This window comes from Flagellimonas sp., from assembly GCF_965601775.1.
Taxonomy (GTDB): Bacteria; Bacteroidota; Bacteroidia; order Flavobacteriales; family Flavobacteriaceae; genus Flagellimonas.
The window spans coordinates 221458-238994 of the sequence record NZ_OZ271837.1; the positions used below are offsets into that span (position 1 = coordinate 221458).

Below are 17537 nucleotides of genomic sequence, written 5' to 3' on the forward strand. Positions count from 1 at the left end.
ACAAAATCCAATAACAACATGAAAATCAAAAAAGAGGTAGTCATAGAGGTTATTGAACGTATGGATGAAATCATTGCAAAAATGGATGGGGATGAGGAAAGCATGATTGAAACTTTGAACAGTGTAGATTCATACTACGTGAAGAGCGCACAAAATCTTCTAAACTATATCTCCTTCAGAAGCTTTGATGTCCGCGAAATACAAAAGCATCTTAAAAATTTGGGCTTGACCCGGTTTGCCAATGCTGAAGGGCATATTAAGTCAAGCGTATTGACCATACGGTATTTGCTGGGCTTGGCCGTATCCGAAAGAGAGGAGGAGGCATTAAAAGGCCATTGGTCCATCAAAAAAGGGAGGAAGTTACTAACCAGAAACACCAAAAACCTATTGGGCATTGGAGCTGACAACCGAAGAGTTCGCATTATGGTAACTCAACCCAAAGAAGCCGCAGAAGATTACGAACTGATTAGGCAAATGGTGCTTAAGGGAATGGATTGTGCTAGAATCAATTGTGCACATGACTCACCCGTGGTATGGAGTCAGATTATAACCAACATAAAAAAGGCATCAGGGGAGTTAAATAAAGAAGTAAAAATTGCGATGGATTTGGCTGGCCCGAAAATCCGCACTGGCCCAATTATCCCTGGCCCACAAGTGGTGCGTTGTAAACCCAAAAAGGATGCATATGGAAAAGTAATCGAGCCAGGAAGAGTCCTCTTGGTACCCCAGTCTGAGTATACATCTATTCCCAACACCCTTCCGATTGAATCTCAAAACTTAGAAAGCATAGAGGTGGACCAAGTACTGACTATGGTAGATGCCCGTTCAAAACGACGCAAACTAAAAGTGGTAAGCAGTGATAAAAATCAGGTTGAATTAAAAACCGTAAAGACCGTTTATTTTGAACCCGGGTTGTTTTTGATTACATCGTCTGATGAACCAACGGAACTTCAAGTGGGTCAGATTGCTCCACAAGAAAATGCGCTTGTACTTAAGGTTAATGATGAGATATGGTTGAAAAAAGAGGATACCCTGGGCAGACCAGCTGAATATAAGAATGAAGAAATGGTAACACCTGCAATGATCTCCTGTCAAATGCCGGAGGTTTTCGATTATGTAAAGCAAGGAGATAGAGTCTTTTTTGATGATGGAAAAATTGGTGGAGTAATCACCTCGGCGGAAGCGGATATTCTTAAAATTCGGATTTCCTTAGCAAAAGAAAATGGGTCAAAACTAAGAGCCGAAAAAGGGATTAATTTCCCGGATTCTAGATTAGGGTTTTCAGGTCTTACAGCAAAGGATAAAAAGGATTTGGCTTTTGTGGCGGAAAATGCGGATATCGTCAACTTTTCTTTCGTGAACCGAAAGGAAGACGTGGTGGAGTTGTATGAAGAACTTTCCCATCTTGGAGCCTTGGAAAAACTCGATGTTGTACTAAAAATTGAAACGCAGTCCGGGTTTGAGAATTTGGTTCCCATTCTTTTGAAAGCCATGAAGACCAAAAACATCGGGGTTATGATAGCGAGGGGAGACTTGGCTATTGAAACCGGCTGGGAAAATATTGGACAAGTTCAACAAGAGATGTTATCCATTTGTGGTGCGGCCCATGTTCCGGTTATCTGGGCAACCCAGGTGTTGGAAAACTTGGCCAAAAACGGCTTGCCCTCGAGATCGGAAATTACCGATGCTACGACCGCGTTGAAGGCGGAATGTGTTATGCTAAATAAAGGACCATTTATACTTGAGGCTATCACATTGCTGGATACCATACTTTGCAAGATGGAATCCTCCCAAAATAAAAACGAATCCATGCTTCCAAAACTGAAATCTCTGGCTATGGGTTAAAGCTAATCGCATTTTTTCATAAAACGCGGACTTATAGAATGAAAAAGACAGGTTTTTTATTACTTCTGTTGATAGGACTTAAATCAGATGCACAAAGTGATATTGATTTTAAGAACTATTTAATCCTAGGAGTGGAGGCTGCCGAAGATTTGGCCTCATTATACCTTGAACCTTTAAGTGAAGGATTGTTATACGGCTTAACAGGTGCCTGGAACAACACTGCTGAAGCTAAATCCGCATGGGCCTTGGATATATCTTTAGTCGCCAATGGCTCATTTGTCCCCAACGAAAAATTATCCAAGCAAATTGATATTAGCGCTATTGATAATCTAGAGGTCCTGGGAGGAGGCACTACGGTAAGGATTCCCACAATACTGGGAAGTACTGAATCGGAGGTGACTTTTGTCGCTACTAGGGATAATGAAGAATTCATCTTTGATGCTCCCACGGGAATTGGGCTATTTTCTACCAATCTATTGCCAAATGCCTTTTTACAGGCTAACTTAGGGTTACCCATGAATTCGGAGTTTAGTCTTCGCCTCTTTCCCAAAATATCCATAGATGACGTATCACTTGGGGTTATTGGGTTTGGATTAAAGCATGAAATCTCCAAAAGCATCCCAGGATTTAACAATTTACCTGTAGCAATTTCCCTGTTTGCAGCATTTACAAGATTGGATGCGGATTATGATTTTGACACGGATGGCTTTGTGACTGGTGAATCCCAATCTATAGACGGGTCCTTGAATTCTTGGTTATTTGAGGCTATGGCATCCACGAAGTTCCCGGTTTGGAATGTTTACGGAGGCCTGGGTTATGTTACAGGGAAATCCAATTATGCGGTTGAAGGGACTTATATTATAACCACCGAAGAAGAAACCGTACAATTTGAGAATCCGTTTGACGTGCAGGGTGACATCGCTGGACTTAGAGGAAACTTTGGAGGAAGTGTACGGATGAACCGGTTTAAAATCAGTTTGGACTACACCCTGCAGGGTTTCAACAATGTTGCACTGGGAATTAACTATAATATTATTCGGGCCAAATAAGTCAATTTGCGTTGGAAATACTGTTTTTCACCAAGGCCTTAGTTAAATCCGTAGCGTAATTGTTTACGGTTTTTTCCAGACTCGAGGGGTCTTTTACCTCAAAGCGCCCCACCCATTGCAGGTTGTCGCCGGCCTTTTCGGCTAATCTATACAAACTGCTTTCAAAAATATACTTGGTGCCGCTTTTTAGTTGATCTGGTTCCCATGTGGTAACGGGATAATAGGTAAGGTATCTGCCAAATCTTCCAACTCTAGCTGGGACATAGGCCGTTGATGTTCCACCGGGGACCACATCCGTATAGGCTTCAGTATTGATAAGATTGGTCACAATTACGCCATCATAACCGTTGGACATTAGTCTTTTCTTTAGCGTAACCAATTCACTATCTGAATACTTTTTATTGATGTCCACCATAGCATTTTCTGCATAGGAAGAAATTCCATTCAGACCTTGTTCGGCCAATTGTGATACCACGCTGTTTTCGAACTTTATTCTCGCTGTATTGTCTTTGGAACGTCCGACAACTAGGATTTTTTCATAATCGTTTCTGGCATTGCTCACATTCTCCGAACTGGTCAAATAGGAAGAACAGCTGGAAAGCAATAGGACCAAGAGGAAACAAGGTAAAATGGTTGGTGTTTTCATGGTTTATAGTGTCTAGACCTCTAAGTTTTGTAAAAAATTTGATTCCTACAAATTTTTCGATTCCCTAATTGCAAGTCTATGGACAGTCCTTTAGTGCGGAATGTAAAGCAATTCAAATCGTATTAAAACCTATATCGAAATAAAGCCAACCTGATATCTTTGGCTGCCGCCTGACCTCCTTTCATTGATGGGTGAAATCCATCGGGATGTAGAATTTCAATACTTGGAGTCACCCTGAAATTTGATGCTTTTGTCAGGATATAATGTTGATAAAGGGAAACTGTCTATTTCTAGGTCTTCAATAGTTACAATATGCAAGGCACGTTGGGGTTTTTTGAGCTTGTTTAGTTGGATGTACAGTTTGCCAGGATAGTTAATGTTGTCGCTATTCCTCTTTAGTTCTTCAAATCGAATGGAACCATAAATGTTTCGTGGAGTTGGAAGATACATGCCGCGAACTGTATAGTTGGCAAAGGAAAGCTCACCAGAATCCCTGTCGATATACAATAGATATTGGTCATGCTCTTTATGAGGTTTTGTTTTTTCCCAAGTAGCAAAAACTAAATCATAAGTCCGGCCTTCAACAATCTGGACGCCAGCATATTTTAAGATAGGTGCATTTTTCAATCGAAGAGGCAATTCAAAAAAATACTGGATAGCAGGGAGTGCAAAAGTGATGCTTTTTTTCTTTCGAAATTTGACAATGCCAGTTTCCTTGATGCGATAGTGTTGAAAGGATTGAATCCCATAGATGGTTTTATTCCTTCCTTCCAAATAATTGAATTGCCCATCAAAGGAGTTTGGCCTGAACCGCATCTCCATGAGTTCGTTATCTCTTGGAAAGGGATTGACCAAGGCATATAATCCTTTCCAATTATCGGTGGCCAATATCGAATAGGTTTCTGCATCTTCAAGTTTATCCAGACCGTACTTGGTTATAAGACCTTCGATTAACTCAATCGCCTTATTTTCGCGATTAGGTAAATCAGGATGTACTGCAGATGTCCTAAGGTCGGCTATCTTACAACTTTGAAATAAAATGGCAAGTAAAATTATAATTGTTGGATAAGTTTGTCTAAGCATATGGCTTCAGTCGTTTTCTTGGAAAAACTATTACGCGTTTCAATAATGGACTTTAGCCAAAACTATGACAAAACCAATAAAAATTTTTGTTTAACGAAAAATAAAAATATTTAAACAAATGCATTCTTGATTGAAACAGTTAACTTTGAGCGAAAGAGAATAGCACATGAAGCTCGCAACACAAATTAAAACCAAATCGGAAACAAAGGGTAGGGAATTTTCTTCGATATATGATATTCCTATCAAAGCCCTGGATGGTTCCAATATTGACTTAAATGATTTCAAAGGCAAGCACATATTGTTTGTAAATGTTGCCTCTTCTTGTGGATTTACCCCACAGTACAGGGAATTGCAGAAACTGAGCGATTCGTACAAAGAAGAACTGGTTGTCATAGGTTCGCCCTGTAATCAATTTGGAAGGCAGGAACCAGGTACTGCAAACGAAATCCAAGAGTTTTGCCAACGGAATTATGGGGTTACTTTTTTAATTACAGAAAAGATCAAAGTGAAGGGTAGTGGTCAACACCCTTTATATACATGGCTTACCAAAAAGAGTCTGAATGGAAAACGTAATGCGGGCGTAAAATGGAATTTTCAGAAATATTTGGTCAATAAAGAAGGTAAATGGGTGGATACTTTTTTGTCTTTTACCAAGCCAACAAGTTCTAAAATTACTCGGTATTTATGATAGAAATCTGTAGGGTTCGACTTTTAGTGGATTTTGGATTGCTAATTCTGATTTGGATTGTGCAGTTGATAATTTACCCCAGTTTTTCTCACTTTTCTAAAGAGGACTTAATCGAATGGCATCGAAAATATACCGCCTTAATGGGTTTTATTGTGGCTCCTCTAATGTTGGCTGAGTTAGGGATTTACTTGGTAACCTTATTTACGAAACCCAATATATGGAATATTGTGGCCACTGTTTTGGTAATCATCATATGGGTAATGACTTTCGCTCAATTTGTACCGATGCATAAAGCCATTTCAAAGGGGCAAGTGGATGATATTCTGTTGGAGAAATTGGTAAGAAAAAATTGGGGCCGTACGGTGTTGTGGTCAATCCTTTTTATGCTAGGAAGTCTAACCTGTCTGTAACCAAATGCTAGGGTAGTTTTTCTATTTCTTTCATTACCAGCTCTGCTTCATACGTTTTGTCATCACTCAGTTTTCTATTGGTTGTTGAAAGTGCATGAGCCTCTTTTAAGAGTTTAGCATACTTTTCCTGTAGCTTCTCTTTTTCAGATTTCTTTTTGAACAGTCCAAACATGTTGTAGAGATTTAAGGAGTTTAATGTATATATTGAGAAATTGAAAAAAGGGACGCAACAGGATTCGGCACTCGAATTAATCTAACGTTCAATTCCATCTCACAGCAACTTTAAAGAAGTGCCTTTTTCTGAAATACGTCCCCTTACTCATTTAGACCGAAAGGTTACCCTTTAGTCTTTTATCTATTTTCTTTTTCTTGACCGTAATTCTTTTCATCGCCTCCATCAATTTGGAGTCTTTTGTCTTCTTATAAATTTCATTAATGGATAGTACCAAGTCTTTTGCTTCCCTGGAAGCTTGCACGCGATCACTGGTAGACATATGGCTCATCGGTCTTTTCTCAAACTCTTCGGCTTTCAGCAGTAAATCCATTTTGTTTAATCATTTATAAATAACTCTAAACAAAGATAAGATATGAATCATTAGGTTGCGAAAAAATTGGACCATTAGTATTTTTTTAACAATTGCATCACTTCCACTACAATAAGAAGTAAATGAATGCTATTTTTTGAAAGGTTTATGGATTCTGTTGAAAAGGACGTAATTAACACCTCAAAATTTAAGAAATCTTTGAGCCTGAGGTAAAGTGTCGTTATTTTAGAGTATTCAAAATTTAGGAATATGAAAAAAATAGTGGCTTTATTTTTTGTTTTTTCAATTTTTGGATGCTCTTCGCTAAGAAATACGCAAAAAGTGGCGGTAAGCGAAGAAAAGGGCAAACATATTTTGCCTCCTAACACAGCTTCCAATAAATATTCTAAAATTAGACAGGGAGGAAACTAATAATCAAAAAAAGGCGCCCTTTAGGGACGCCTATTCTATTTAACTTCTTGCATCTGTCGAATTTGTTTTAGAATGACCTTTTTTGGGGTAAAGGGTATCATCTTCATCATAATTTTTTGTGATGTGGTCAAACCGGAGATAACGTCCAACTTACCCTCCAACATTCCTTTGTACCCATCTGTCGCCACGCTTTTGGCGGAAACAGTTTTGTCGAAAAGGTCTGTCTTGTCCATGCCGGATGTTTTGGCGAACCCGGTTTCAGTAGCCCCAGGCATTAAGTTGGTGACCGTGACTTTGGTATCATGTAGTTCTTCCGACAAAGCATTGCTGAAGAAAGTAACGTAGGCCTTCGTGGCAAAATACACGGCTTGAAGTGGCCCTGGCATAAAGCTGGCGGTTGAAGATACATTTAAGATTTTACCTGAGTTTCTTGCGACCATTTCAGGTAAGAAAAAACGAGTCAATGCCGTCAATGCGGTAATGTTCAGGTTGATCATGGACAAATCTTGCTCCCATGGACGTTCATGGAACTTTCCATGCCCACCAAATCCAGCATTGTTGATAAGGTAACTGATTTCGATACCCTGTTTTTTGATTTTATCATAAATCTCATTCGCTGAATTAGGTAGGGTAAGGTCTTTGGCAATCACTTTTACCTCAATGTTATACTTTGATTCCAATTCGGACTTTAATGCATCCAATTTATCTTTACTACGGGCAACAAGAATTATATCTGAGCCTGTTTCGGCATGACAGTATGCCAACTCTTTACCTATTCCACTGGACGCACCAGTAATTAATGCTACATTTTTCATAATATGTGAGTACTTACTTATAGTTTAAATTAAATTTTTTTTACACCTTATACTTATCCAACAAAAATTCTCTTAGGGAAATTTGGGTTTCCATTCCATCCCTAAGAATTCCAGCTAAGGTACTTTCTGCGATGTGCTGCAATACCAGAGCCTCCTTATACGGGTCTTTATAATTTAGTTTTCCAAAAGCCCAAGCCATTTTGTCAAGAAGGGGTTGTACTTTGTCTTTGCCTGAGATTTCCAACTCCCATTTCAGTTTAAACTGGAGTTTCCAAAAATGATATTCACTTTCTTCCAATCGAAAAGGAAGCGTAATGGTCTCACGAATAGCCTTCTTCGGATTTTCTTCGGAAATAATATGGGAATATAGAATTGCCGCCCGTTCGTAGGCTTGATTCAAAATAGCTTCCAACAAGCCTTTTTTGCTTCCAAAGTGTCTAAATATCAAACCTTCAGAGACATTGGCCTCCTTTGCAATTTTATTGGTCGAAATAGCATGAAAACCATGGGTAGCAAACAGCTCCAAGGCAGTTTTTAGAATATTTTCTTGCTTATCCGTCATAAAAGTGAGTAATCACTTGCAAATATAAAGATATTTTTGAAAATAGGATATAACATTACATTTGTTTTGTGGAAAATGATTTAAGAGAAAGTTTTGGAACCTCCTTTGAAACCCATTTGATTGATGAAATTGGTCAGGTGGGTATGATGCACTCCTTTGGTTCAGGCGAAAAGATTATGGAGATAGGCCAATATATCAAGGGAATGCCATTGCTCGTTTCCGGGGCCATAAAAATCCTTAGGGAAGATGATAATGGGGACGAGCTATTGCTCTATTATCTAGAACCCGGGGATACCTGCAGTATGACCATGGCTTGTTGTTTTGGGGATACCAAAAGTGAGATTCGGGCCATTGCCGAAACGGATGTTGAACTAATCATGATTCCCATTCGGAAAATGGAAGAGTGGATTTCAAAATATCGTTCTTGGCGCAATTTCGTTTTTGAGAGTTACCACAATCGCCTAAATGAACTTTTGGCCACGGTGGATGGAATTGCCTTTAAAAATTTGGACCAACGATTAGTGGATTATTTGAAAAAGAAGGCGGATATCACCAAAAATCAGAATGTAAAGAATACCCACCAAGAAATCGCGTATGATTTGCACACTTCAAGGGTAGTAGTTTCAAGGTTGCTCAAGAAATTGGAAGGTTTGGGTAAGATTGAATTGCATCGAAATCATATCACCATCATCGACCTATAGCTTTTGCTACCTGTGTTACCTTGAATAATAGCATTGCTGATTACCTTTGTATCGATGCTGAAGCGCTTTTTTCCCATATTGGCTTGGTTGCCCAACTACAAGAAGAGCTATCTGTCTGGAGATATTTCGGCCGGCTTAACCGTGGGAATTATGCTAATTCCTCAGGGAATGGCTTATGCTTTAATCGCAGGGCTTCCACCAGTTTATGGACTTTACACAGCTCTTGTTCCGAATTTAATATATGCAATAGTTGGGTCTAGCAGAAAATTGGCCGTGGGCCCAGTAGCTTTGGACTCGCTTATCGTGGCCTCAGGTTTGGCCGCCCTAAAATTAGCCACATCGGAACAATACCTTGCCATGGCTCTTTTTTTAGCCTTGTTTGTAGGCCTTCTACAATTGGCCATGGGTTTTTTGAAAATGGGTTTTTTAGCCAACTTTTTATCACGCCCCGTGGTAAGCGGCTTTACTTCGGCTGCGGCCCTGGTCATTGCCATAAGTCAGTTAAAGTATTTTTTGGGTATCAATATCAAAGCTCTAAATACTACAGAAACCCTGGTAGAAATAGGTGAAAAGCTGGGTGAAACAAATCTATGGGACCTTGGAATTGGTCTTGGGGCAATTGTGTTGATTGTACTATTCAAAAAAATACATCGCAAGTTGCCAGCATCCATGATTGTAGTAATACTGTCTATTTCGGGAATATTTTTCTTTTCCAATCAAATTGGTGTGGTTTCTTTGGTCGGCGATATTCCGAAAGGCCTCCCCTCTTTTTTTATGCATAAAATTGACCCAATGCAATGGACTGCGGTTTTTCCTATAGCGCTAACCCTGGCTTTTATTTCATTCGCCGAGGCCATGACCATGGCTAAGGCAGTGGAAGAAAAAAGTAACCAATATTTTACGGACGCTAACCAAGAACTGAGGGCCTTGGGATTGTCCAATATTGTGGGTTCCTTTTTTCAATCGTATTCTGCCAATGCGGGTTTGTCTAGAACTGCAGTGAATGTAAATGAAGGTGCTAAAACCGGTCTTTCTTCCATAATAAGTGCCATTGTGGTTGGGCTAACGCTGCTTTTTCTTACTCCCATGTTTTCGTACTTGCCCAAAGCGGTGTTGGGGGCCATTATCTTAGTTGCCATTTATAGTTTGATAGACCTAAAACTTCCCTTGGAATTATATAAACAAAGGAAGGATGAGTTTTTCCTGTTGCTGTTGACCTTTTTGACCACCCTTTTCATTGGGATTACACAAGGCATTATTTTGGGAATTCTCTTCTCCTTGGTACTTCTCGTCAACCGAATCTCAAAACCCCATATCGCCGTTTTAGGCAGAATAAAGGGCACCGACTATTTTAAAAACGTGGAGCGCTTTGAAAATGATGTCCAAACGTATTCTAATATTTTGATTCTTCGATTCGATGCCCAACTGTTCTTCGGGAATAAGGATTACTTCAAAAAACAGCTATTCAAACAAATTGAAAAGAAATATCCGGAATTGGAGTATGTAATTCTGAATGCCGAAACCATAAATTACATTGATAGTAGCGCCATTTCCGCACTGAAGCAGATTATTTTAGAACTTCAACATCAGAATATTCAATTTTTGATTGCAGGCGCTATAGGGCCAACTCGGGATATTTTACATAGTAGTGGATTAATCGAAACCATAGGACAGGAAAATCTTTTTGTACGCACGCATGAAGCGGTCGACTATTGTGAAAGCCTAAAAACGAAAACCAGTATTCAACAAAAAATCTCATTACAGACCAAAAAGAAGAATATGTGACTTTGGTCACAGAAATACCTTTTTTACCTCCTTATCTTTGAAAACAAATTTAGAATCATGAGAATTGAACAAATATATACAGGATGCTTGGCTCAGGGAGCCTACTACATTGAAAGCGAAGGAGAAGTGGCCATTATTGACCCACTTAGGGAGATTAACCCCTATTTGGAACGAGCTAAAAAGGCCAACGCTCAAATCAAGTACATTTTCGAAACCCATTTTCATGCAGATTTTGTGAGCGGACACATAACGCTTTCCAAAAAGACGGGAGCCCCCATTGTTTATGGACCTACGGCAAACCCAAGTTTTGAGGCGATTACAGCAAAGGATGGGGAGGAGTTTAAATTGGGAAACATCACCTTAGTGGCGTTGCATACACCAGGACATACCATGGAAAGTACTACCTATCTTCTGCGCGATGAGAACGGAAAGGACCATGCTATTTTTAGTGGGGATACCTTATTCTTGGGGGACGTTGGGCGGCCCGATTTGGCGCAAAAAGCAGCCAACATGACCCAAGAAGAATTGGCGGGAACCCTTTTCGATAGTCTACGTAGCAAAATAATGCCTCTGGCCGATGAGGTCATTGTGTACCCTGCTCATGGTGCCGGTTCCGCCTGTGGTAAAAATATGATGAACGAAACAGTGGATACCTTAGGCAACCAAAAGAAGATGAACTACGCATTGCGTGCGGATATGACCCGGGATGAATTCATTAAAGAGGTAACAGATGGTCTTTTACCTCCACCGCAATACTTTCCCCTTAATGTAAAGATGAACAAAGAGGGCTACGATGATATTGATGAGGTCATTGAAAGAGGAACTGTCGCTATGAGTCCGAAGGCTTTTGAAACGGCAGCAAATGAGACCGGGGCGGTGGTTTTGGATGTACGTCATCAAGATGATTTTGCCAAGGCTCATGTCCCTAGATCTATTTTTATAGGCCTGAACGGGAGTTTTGCACCTTGGGTTGGTGCGCTGATTGCAGATGTGAAACAACCCATTTTGTTGATTGCTTCAAAAGGAAAAGAGGAAGAAACCATCACCAGACTATCCCGAGTTGGATTTGACGGGACCATAGGCTACTTGGATGGGGGAATAGAAGCATGGATCAATGCTGGTTTGGAAATCGACACGGTAGACAGTATTGATGCAGCAACATTTGCCCAGGATTTTACCAAAGATTCGATGGTATTTGATGTACGAAAAGAACCTGAGTTTACCGCACAACACGTGACCGATGCTAAGTTGACCCCTTTGGATTTTATAAATGACCATTTGAGCGAGTTTCCATCCGAAGGAACATTTTACGTCCACTGTGCTGGAGGGTATCGTAGCATGATTGCCGCATCCATCCTAAAAAGTCGAGGTATCCATAACCTAATAGATATAGCTGGAGGGTTTGGGGCGATTTCAAAGACAAATATCCCCACCACGGACTTCGCTTGTCCAAGCACCTCAAACTAAAACAGATACCCTATCAAAATGGCCCATTTTCGTCTAGCGATAGTTCTGTTCACAATCTGTCTTTTATGCAAGTCATGTACTGGACAAGAGGTGGTTCGTGTAAATCAACAGCAGCTCAAAGACCATGCAATTGGAAAAAATGTGCAATTGGTGGATGTACGTACATCAAAAGAATATGAACAAGGGCATATAGAAGGAGCTTTAAACTTTGATGTGATGGACCGTAAAAAATTCATGGACCAAATTGAAAAACTGGACAAAAACACTCCTGTCTATTTATATTGTAAAAGTGGGGTTCGCAGTAGAAATGCGGCAGAGCTATTGAAACTGGAAGGATTCGACCAAATTTTCGACTATTCTGGTGGATATGATGATTGGAAGAAATCAAAAAAGTAAGTATGGCAAAGTTTAGTGATATAATTTCTGGTGACAAACCGGTTTTGGTTGATTTTTATGCGGAGTGGTGCGGCCCCTGTAAGATGATGGCTCCTATTTTAAAGGATGTGAAATCCAGAATAGGGGAGAATGCCAAAATTGTAAAGATTGATGTGGACAAAAATCCGGCTTTGGCTTCACAGTTTCAAGTGCGAGGAGTCCCTACGCTTATTATTTTCAAAGAGGGAAAACCGATTTGGAGGCAGTCCGGAGTGGTGCAGGCGCAATCTTTGGAAAACGAACTGAAAAGCGCAGTGTAGCTCTTATTTTTTTCGAAAACCATACAGCAGTTGCCCCCAAAAGTTTTTGGGAACGGATTCTTCTCCTGGAAATCCCAGCTGAATTGTACCACTGTCCTCAGGAATGTGCTGTGTGCCAAAAATATAATCCCACAGGCTAAGGCTTATCCCAAAATTGACTCCAAACCTTCCTTCGGGCAATACATAGGAGTGATGGTATAGGTGCATCACCGGGTTGTTGAAAATATACTTCAAAGGACCATAGGTCAATTTTATATTGGCATGGTTCAAATGGCCAATGGCAATCGCTGCAAAATGAACCAAATACGCTTGTTCTGGTTCAAAACCTCCCAACAACATCACACCAAAGGTTTTGAGAGGTTTGTACAAAATGTTTTCCATCCAGTGGTAGCGTAAATGAGCTGCAAAACCCATCTCTTTTACACTATGGTGGATTTTATGGAACTGCCAAAGCGCCGGAAACTTATGGAGACAAATATGGGTAAACCACTGTACGAAATCCAATAGGATAAAAAACACAAGTAACTGCGCCCAATTCGGCAAAGACGAGGTGTCAATAAAAGCTATGCTTTTAGCGTTAATTCCCACTTGACCGAAAAACACTTCCAACGCTTTGTACACCCCGCTAATAACAATACTGAAGATGAAAAAATTGAAGAACATATAGAAAGCATCCAACCAAAAATCCTTTCGGAAAACAGATTGGTTCTTACGCCAAGGAAAGAAAATTTCAAGCCCCCAAACGAGTAAGGAAATAAGGATAAGTCCCCAAAAGTAGTTGGAATACCAAGGCACTTGAAAAAGAATGGATTTCCAGGTCCATCCCAAAGTGCCCAAAAATCCCTGCTTTAAAGCCTCCAAATAGATTTCCATACCGCGAATCGGATTCAAGTGTTCAATATAGTTCAAAATTAATGCTTCCAATGTAACCTGGGTTACCAAAAAATGGGTATTCAATATATAGTTTTGGGTATGAAACTTAAAGTGTGGCATAAACTGGTCCTGGTCTGTATCATTTGTGCGGGCATTGCCGTTTTGGCCGCACTGCTTATCACTTTTATTAAAAACAATTGATATGAAAAAGAATATGGGCGGATTGGACCGCATAGTACGTTTTATTGTAGCTGGGATTATTGCAGCCTTGTATTTTACCGGAACCGTAAGTGGCATTTTTGCCTACGTGCTTCTTGCCTTGGGCGCAATCTTTGTTTTAACCTCCTTTGTAAGCTTTTGTCCCCTATATGCCTTGGTTGGATTAAACACCTGTAAAGTAAAAAAGTAACCACACCTTGGGCTTTGTTTTTTACATTGCACTACATTCTGATCTACAAAACATGGAATACATTTTAAACCCTTGGCCTTGGTATGTATCTGGGCCATTAATGGCTTTGGTGCTCTTTTTGCTGACGATGATGGGGAAACGCTTTGGAATGTCATCTAACCTGCGAACGGTATGCAGTATGCTCGGGGCGGACAAACATGCCGAATTTTTCAGATTTGACTGGAAAGCCCAAAAGTGGAACTTAATTGTGGTGGTTGGGGTGGTTATTGGCGGATTCATTGGGCATTTTTTTCTGTCCAGCACGGATGCAGTGGCCATTAGTGCCAATACCGTTTCCAATTTGCATGAGATTGGATTTGCAGGAGCAGGTCAGGAATATTTGCCCAAGGAACTCTTTTCGGAAACAGTCTTTACAGACCCTAAAAAACTACTCTATCTGGTAGCGGGTGGATTTTTGGTAGGTTTTGGAGCGCGTTACGCCGGAGGCTGTACCTCAGGGCATGCCATTTCGGGATTAAGCAACCTGCAACTTCCATCACTTATTGCGGTAATCGGGTTTTTTATTGGAGGTTTGTTCATGGTTCATGTGTTGTTTCCAATTCTGTTTTGATGATGAAAAGTATCGCATATTTGGCCATCGGAATCTTCTTCGGAATTGTACTTTTTAAGTCAGAAGCCGCATCATGGTTTCGCATTTACGAAATGTTCCAATTCCAATCCTTTCATATGTATGGCATTATCGGTTCTGCTGTGGCCTTGGGAGTTTTACAGAATCAGCTTATCCGAAGGATGGGAATCAAATCTTTTTTTGGAAGCAAAATCACTTTTTCCCCAAAAAATCCAGGGGTTAAGGGATATCTTTTTGGAGGTATCTTTTTTGGATTGGGCTGGGCGTTGGCGGGTGCCTGTCCAGGACCTATGTATACTTTGGTTGGTGCGGGATATTGGTCCATACTCATAGTCCTGGGGGCCGCCATTTTTGGAACCTACGTGTACGGTATTTTAAGGGAAAAGCTCCCCCATTGAGGAAACTTGTCTGATTTTACTACAAAATGCCGAGTTTTCCTTGCCAATCATCCAGAAGGTCATAGTTTTGGGGATTAAGCATTCAATAACCTCACATGCCCCTGACTATTTGTATAATAGATGACGACTTAGTGTCGCAATTTGCCACGAGATACTGTGTACAACAGTTTTTTGGCGATGTGGATATTACCACCTGTGATAGTGGGGAAGAAGGCCTTTCTTTCTTTGTTGATTTTTTTAAGGAGAAAAATCAGCTTCCAGATATTATTTTCTTGGATTTGGTTATGGGAGGAATGGATGGATGGACTTTTTTGGAGGAAATCCAACAACAATATGGAAAAGCAAAATTTCCTAAGGTCTATGTGCTTTCCGCGTTTGCAAAAACGAATGACCGGGGTATTGCCAAAGAACACCCTCTAATTTCCGGATATATAGACAAGCCCCTTTCTCGAATCCATTTACAGGGGATTTTTGCCAACGAAGAGAACGGTAACGCCCATTAGAATTAGCGTAGTCTTGTATCCCAATCAAAATAAATTATTTTTGCATTCCACAAGTTCAATATGGCCTTGGGGTTCAACCTACCGCGACTTGCGTCGGGCAAGGCGGGATGGATGGAATGGAAGCCTGCCTGCGTGCCGATACAACTTTGGCCTCATAGTTCAAGGGATAGAATAGAAGTTTCCTAAACTTTAGATCCAGGTTCGAGTCCTGGTGAGGCTACTTTGGCAGGCAGGTTTCTTAAACGTTCAATGCAAATTCAATTCTTGCTAAGGCTACCTTTACCCTTTAAAAGAACTAAGAACACTCCCGCATAGCTCAAGGCAACAATGGCGATAGCTGGGGGCTATTTAAAAATTTCATTAAAAAACTCGGTCATCGAAATATCAAAATAGTGACAAAGTTTTTGTACCGTGGAAAGTTGAACGTCTCGTTTCCCTTGTTCTATTCGGGAGAACTGGATACCTGTGTCATTAAGTGCTTCCTCTTGGGTAACACCTTTTATTCCACGGAGTTCTTTTACCCTTAGAGCCAAATCCTGAAGTAACTGCTCTTTAGATTTTTTTTCCATGAGAGCAATTTCAGGTCTTAAATCAATCTTTGTAACAACCGAAAGGTTGTTTTTTATTATATTTGAACCTCATCCTCGAAGTAAAAAATTGCATCAACAAGGTTTTTATATGCAGAATATTTCTGAGGTTATCCAAGATTTTTTTGAAACGAAGAAGCGAAAAAGGCTGAATCTACATTTTGACCAACTCGACATCTTTAGTTTTTACCAGGGTGAGTTTTTAAATCTAAAATCCAGAAAAAGCGGGCGCGTGGTTATCACGAAAACAGCAAACCCTAGGTTGATGAACATGAAGGTCATGGACCAGATTATCTTTTCGTGTGCACTGGAATTTACCCGTGGTAAAAAAAGTAAAATGCAAAAGGTTCCCGAACCGCTTGCACGCGGCCATATAGAAATGGATGCGGATAGGTTTGTTCTACAGTATACCCTTGAGTCACCCAAAAAAGACCGGCAACTGCAATTTTGTTTTGTATATCAAAAGTTGCAAGATTTTAAGGGTAAGAACAGCTCCTCCGCTTAACCAGCCAAAAAGGGTAGCGGGGTTGGGTGGGTGAAAAAAACCACGACACAACTGCCGTGGTTTGTATGCTTACTCTTGCTGTAACCACCAGAGATGCTTCGACAAGCTCAGCACGAGTCTGGCGGTAGCTGGGGTTGCACTCGTCACAGGCGAGCGCTAATAAGGGGACAGCTAGGCAACAAAAGTATTCTTATCTAAAGCCATTATTAACTAATTACTTTTAATGCTGTCATTTATAGCATCGAAAATTTTACGGTTTACATATTCCCATTTTAATTCTCTATGCTTATCGGTATAATATGATAGGAAAACATCATCACCTTCTATGGAATCCACAACAAATTGATATGGACTAATTCTGTCTTGAAGAACAAGAAAGTTGTAATTTTTTAGGACATATGTATTCCATTTTAAATTTTGAGAAACTCCCTTTTTGGTGTCAAACTCAATACAAATGGAATCATTAACAAAGCTAATATGTTTGGAAGCTGTCTCTGGTGATTTAATACGATAGGACTTATTTATATAACTATGATTTATTAATAAAGTCTTTTGCGGGAGTTTATGGTAAAAAACATTTAGTGTTTCTTTTCTTTTTATAAAACTCAATTTTATTATCGTTTCAGACATTTTTTTAATCTTAACTTTTTCTCCTTTACTTTCGAAAGTTAAATTATCTACTCTTTTATATTGCTTTTCAAAAGGATCTAATCCATCCTCTGGCAAACCTAATCCTTTCAGATACATATTATTACTATCAAAGTGAATAGTTCCATCTAACCGTCCAAGAGAATTGACCTTTACCCCATTATTAAAACTTACCCAAACACCATTGAACTCTGTGTCTTGATTACAAGACACAAATACCGAAGTAGTAATGATTAATATTATTTTTCTAAAGGAGAAAAAACACTTTATTTCCATTCTATTAG

General features: G+C 39.9%; 24 protein-coding genes and 1 tRNA gene. 16 read left to right on the forward strand and 9 right to left on the reverse strand.

Annotated features, from left to right (window positions below; all coding sequences use genetic code 11):
• Positions 1-18 precede the first annotated feature (18 nt).
• A complete protein-coding gene (locus tag ACSLUF_RS01070) occupies positions 19-1845 on the forward strand; it encodes a pyruvate kinase (protein ID WP_435624284.1) in 1827 nt (608 codons plus the stop codon).
• Between the two features lie 38 nt (positions 1846-1883).
• The gene (locus tag ACSLUF_RS01075) at positions 1884-2894 is read left to right on the forward strand and encodes a DUF6588 family protein (protein WP_435624285.1); all 1011 of its coding nucleotides are present in this window, start codon (positions 1884-1886) and stop codon (positions 2892-2894) included.
• Between the two features lies 1 nt (position 2895).
• Here the strand turns inward: ACSLUF_RS01075 and ACSLUF_RS01080 are convergent, their stop codons facing one another.
• The gene (locus tag ACSLUF_RS01080) at positions 2896-3540 is read right to left on the reverse strand and encodes a hypothetical protein (protein WP_435624286.1); all 645 of its coding nucleotides are present in this window, start codon (positions 3538-3540) and stop codon (positions 2896-2898) included.
• 216 nt (positions 3541-3756) lie between these two features.
• Entirely contained in the window at positions 3757-4623 is an 867-nt protein-coding gene (locus tag ACSLUF_RS01085) for a hypothetical protein (RefSeq protein ID WP_435624287.1), read from the reverse strand.
• A gap of 166 nt (positions 4624-4789) precedes the next feature.
• Between ACSLUF_RS01085 and ACSLUF_RS01090 the strand changes: the two genes are divergently transcribed.
• Both ACSLUF_RS01090 and ACSLUF_RS01095 read left to right on the forward strand, forming a co-directional pair.
• A complete protein-coding gene (locus ACSLUF_RS01090) occupies positions 4790-5311 on the forward strand; it encodes a glutathione peroxidase (protein WP_435624288.1) in 522 nt (173 codons plus the stop codon).
• A complete protein-coding gene (locus ACSLUF_RS01095) occupies positions 5308-5721 on the forward strand; it encodes a hypothetical protein (protein ID WP_435624289.1) in 414 nt (137 codons plus the stop codon). The genes ACSLUF_RS01090 and ACSLUF_RS01095 overlap by 4 nt, the downstream gene beginning before the upstream one ends.
• Positions 5722-5728: 7 nt before the next feature.
• Here the strand turns inward: ACSLUF_RS01095 and ACSLUF_RS01100 are convergent, their stop codons facing one another.
• A complete protein-coding gene (locus ACSLUF_RS01100) occupies positions 5729-5893 on the reverse strand; it encodes a Lacal_2735 family protein (protein WP_435624290.1) in 165 nt (54 codons plus the stop codon).
• A gap of 151 nt (positions 5894-6044) precedes the next feature.
• Positions 6045-6266, reverse strand: a complete 222-nt coding sequence (locus tag ACSLUF_RS01105; protein WP_435624291.1) for a hypothetical protein — start codon at positions 6264-6266, stop codon at positions 6045-6047.
• A gap of 249 nt (positions 6267-6515) precedes the next feature.
• Between ACSLUF_RS01105 and ACSLUF_RS01110 the strand changes: the two genes are divergently transcribed.
• Positions 6516-6677, forward strand: coding sequence for a hypothetical protein (locus ACSLUF_RS01110; protein WP_435624292.1), 162 nt, complete (start codon positions 6516-6518; stop codon positions 6675-6677).
• A gap of 35 nt (positions 6678-6712) precedes the next feature.
• Here ACSLUF_RS01110 and ACSLUF_RS01115 read toward each other — a convergent pair whose 3' ends face one another.
• Positions 6713-7492 (reverse strand): SDR family NAD(P)-dependent oxidoreductase, encoded by a 780-nt coding sequence (locus tag ACSLUF_RS01115; RefSeq protein ID WP_435624293.1) that lies wholly within the window; start codon positions 7490-7492, stop codon positions 6713-6715.
• 40 nt (positions 7493-7532) lie between these two features.
• On the reverse strand, positions 7533-8054 hold the full coding sequence (locus ACSLUF_RS01120; RefSeq protein ID WP_435624294.1) for a TetR/AcrR family transcriptional regulator: 522 nt from the start codon (positions 8052-8054) through the stop codon (positions 7533-7535).
• 68 nt (positions 8055-8122) lie between these two features.
• Here ACSLUF_RS01120 and ACSLUF_RS01125 point away from each other — a divergent pair, with 68 nt between their 5' ends.
• The 5 genes from ACSLUF_RS01125 to trxA are packed head-to-tail and all read left to right on the forward strand — an operon-like array spanning position 8123 to position 12702.
• Entirely contained in the window at positions 8123-8755 is a 633-nt protein-coding gene (locus ACSLUF_RS01125; RefSeq protein ID WP_435624295.1) for a Crp/Fnr family transcriptional regulator, read from the forward strand.
• Positions 8756-8809: 54 nt separating this feature from the next.
• Complete coding sequence (locus ACSLUF_RS01130) at positions 8810-10540, forward strand: SulP family inorganic anion transporter (RefSeq protein ID WP_435624296.1); 1731 nt, start codon at positions 8810-8812, stop codon at positions 10538-10540.
• 57 nt (positions 10541-10597) lie between these two features.
• Complete coding sequence (locus ACSLUF_RS01135; protein ID WP_435624297.1) at positions 10598-12007, forward strand: MBL fold metallo-hydrolase; 1410 nt, start codon at positions 10598-10600, stop codon at positions 12005-12007.
• 18 nt (positions 12008-12025) lie between these two features.
• Positions 12026-12403 carry a rhodanese-like domain-containing protein gene (locus ACSLUF_RS01140; RefSeq protein ID WP_435624298.1) on the forward strand — a complete coding sequence of 126 codons (378 nt, stop codon included), beginning with the start codon at positions 12026-12028 and terminating at the stop codon, positions 12401-12403.
• A gap of 2 nt (positions 12404-12405) precedes the next feature.
• Positions 12406-12702 (forward strand): thioredoxin, encoded by a 297-nt coding sequence (gene trxA / locus ACSLUF_RS01145; protein WP_435624299.1) that lies wholly within the window; start codon positions 12406-12408, stop codon positions 12700-12702.
• A gap of 3 nt (positions 12703-12705) precedes the next feature.
• On the opposite strand, the gene ACSLUF_RS01150 is transcribed toward trxA, so the two are convergent.
• Positions 12706-13575 carry a sterol desaturase family protein gene (locus ACSLUF_RS01150; RefSeq protein ID WP_435625858.1) on the reverse strand — a complete coding sequence of 290 codons (870 nt, stop codon included), beginning with the start codon at positions 13573-13575 and terminating at the stop codon, positions 12706-12708.
• A 202-nt stretch (positions 13576-13777) separates the two neighbouring features.
• On the opposite strand from ACSLUF_RS01150, the gene ACSLUF_RS01155 reads away from it, so the two are divergent.
• The 5 genes from ACSLUF_RS01155 (at position 13778) to ACSLUF_RS01175 (ending at position 15733) form a co-directional block, all read left to right on the forward strand.
• Positions 13778-13984, forward strand: a complete 207-nt coding sequence (locus ACSLUF_RS01155) for a YgaP family membrane protein (protein ID WP_435624300.1) — start codon at positions 13778-13780, stop codon at positions 13982-13984.
• A gap of 52 nt (positions 13985-14036) precedes the next feature.
• The gene (locus ACSLUF_RS01160) at positions 14037-14594 is read left to right on the forward strand and encodes a YeeE/YedE family protein (RefSeq protein ID WP_435624301.1); all 558 of its coding nucleotides are present in this window, start codon (positions 14037-14039) and stop codon (positions 14592-14594) included.
• A 2-nt stretch (positions 14595-14596) separates the two neighbouring features.
• Positions 14597-15010, forward strand: coding sequence for a DUF6691 family protein (locus ACSLUF_RS01165; RefSeq protein WP_435625859.1), 414 nt, complete (start codon positions 14597-14599; stop codon positions 15008-15010).
• A 95-nt stretch (positions 15011-15105) separates the two neighbouring features.
• The gene (locus ACSLUF_RS01170) at positions 15106-15513 is read left to right on the forward strand and encodes a response regulator (RefSeq protein ID WP_435624302.1); all 408 of its coding nucleotides are present in this window, start codon (positions 15106-15108) and stop codon (positions 15511-15513) included.
• Between the two features lie 148 nt (positions 15514-15661).
• Positions 15662-15733 (forward strand) — tRNA-Arg (locus ACSLUF_RS01175).
• 124 nt (positions 15734-15857) lie between these two features.
• Here ACSLUF_RS01175 and ACSLUF_RS01180 read toward each other — a convergent pair.
• Positions 15858-16082, reverse strand: coding sequence for a helix-turn-helix domain-containing protein (locus tag ACSLUF_RS01180; RefSeq protein WP_435624303.1), 225 nt, complete (start codon positions 16080-16082; stop codon positions 15858-15860).
• A 109-nt stretch (positions 16083-16191) separates the two neighbouring features.
• On the opposite strand from ACSLUF_RS01180, the gene ACSLUF_RS01185 reads away from it, so the two are divergent.
• On the forward strand, positions 16192-16605 hold the full coding sequence (locus tag ACSLUF_RS01185; protein ID WP_435624304.1) for a hypothetical protein: 414 nt from the start codon (positions 16192-16194) through the stop codon (positions 16603-16605).
• A 210-nt stretch (positions 16606-16815) separates the two neighbouring features.
• Here ACSLUF_RS01185 and ACSLUF_RS01190 read toward each other — a convergent pair whose 3' ends face one another.
• Positions 16816-17529 carry a hypothetical protein gene (locus ACSLUF_RS01190; RefSeq protein ID WP_435624305.1) on the reverse strand — a complete coding sequence of 238 codons (714 nt, stop codon included), beginning with the start codon at positions 17527-17529 and terminating at the stop codon, positions 16816-16818.
• Positions 17530-17537 lie beyond the last annotated feature (8 nt).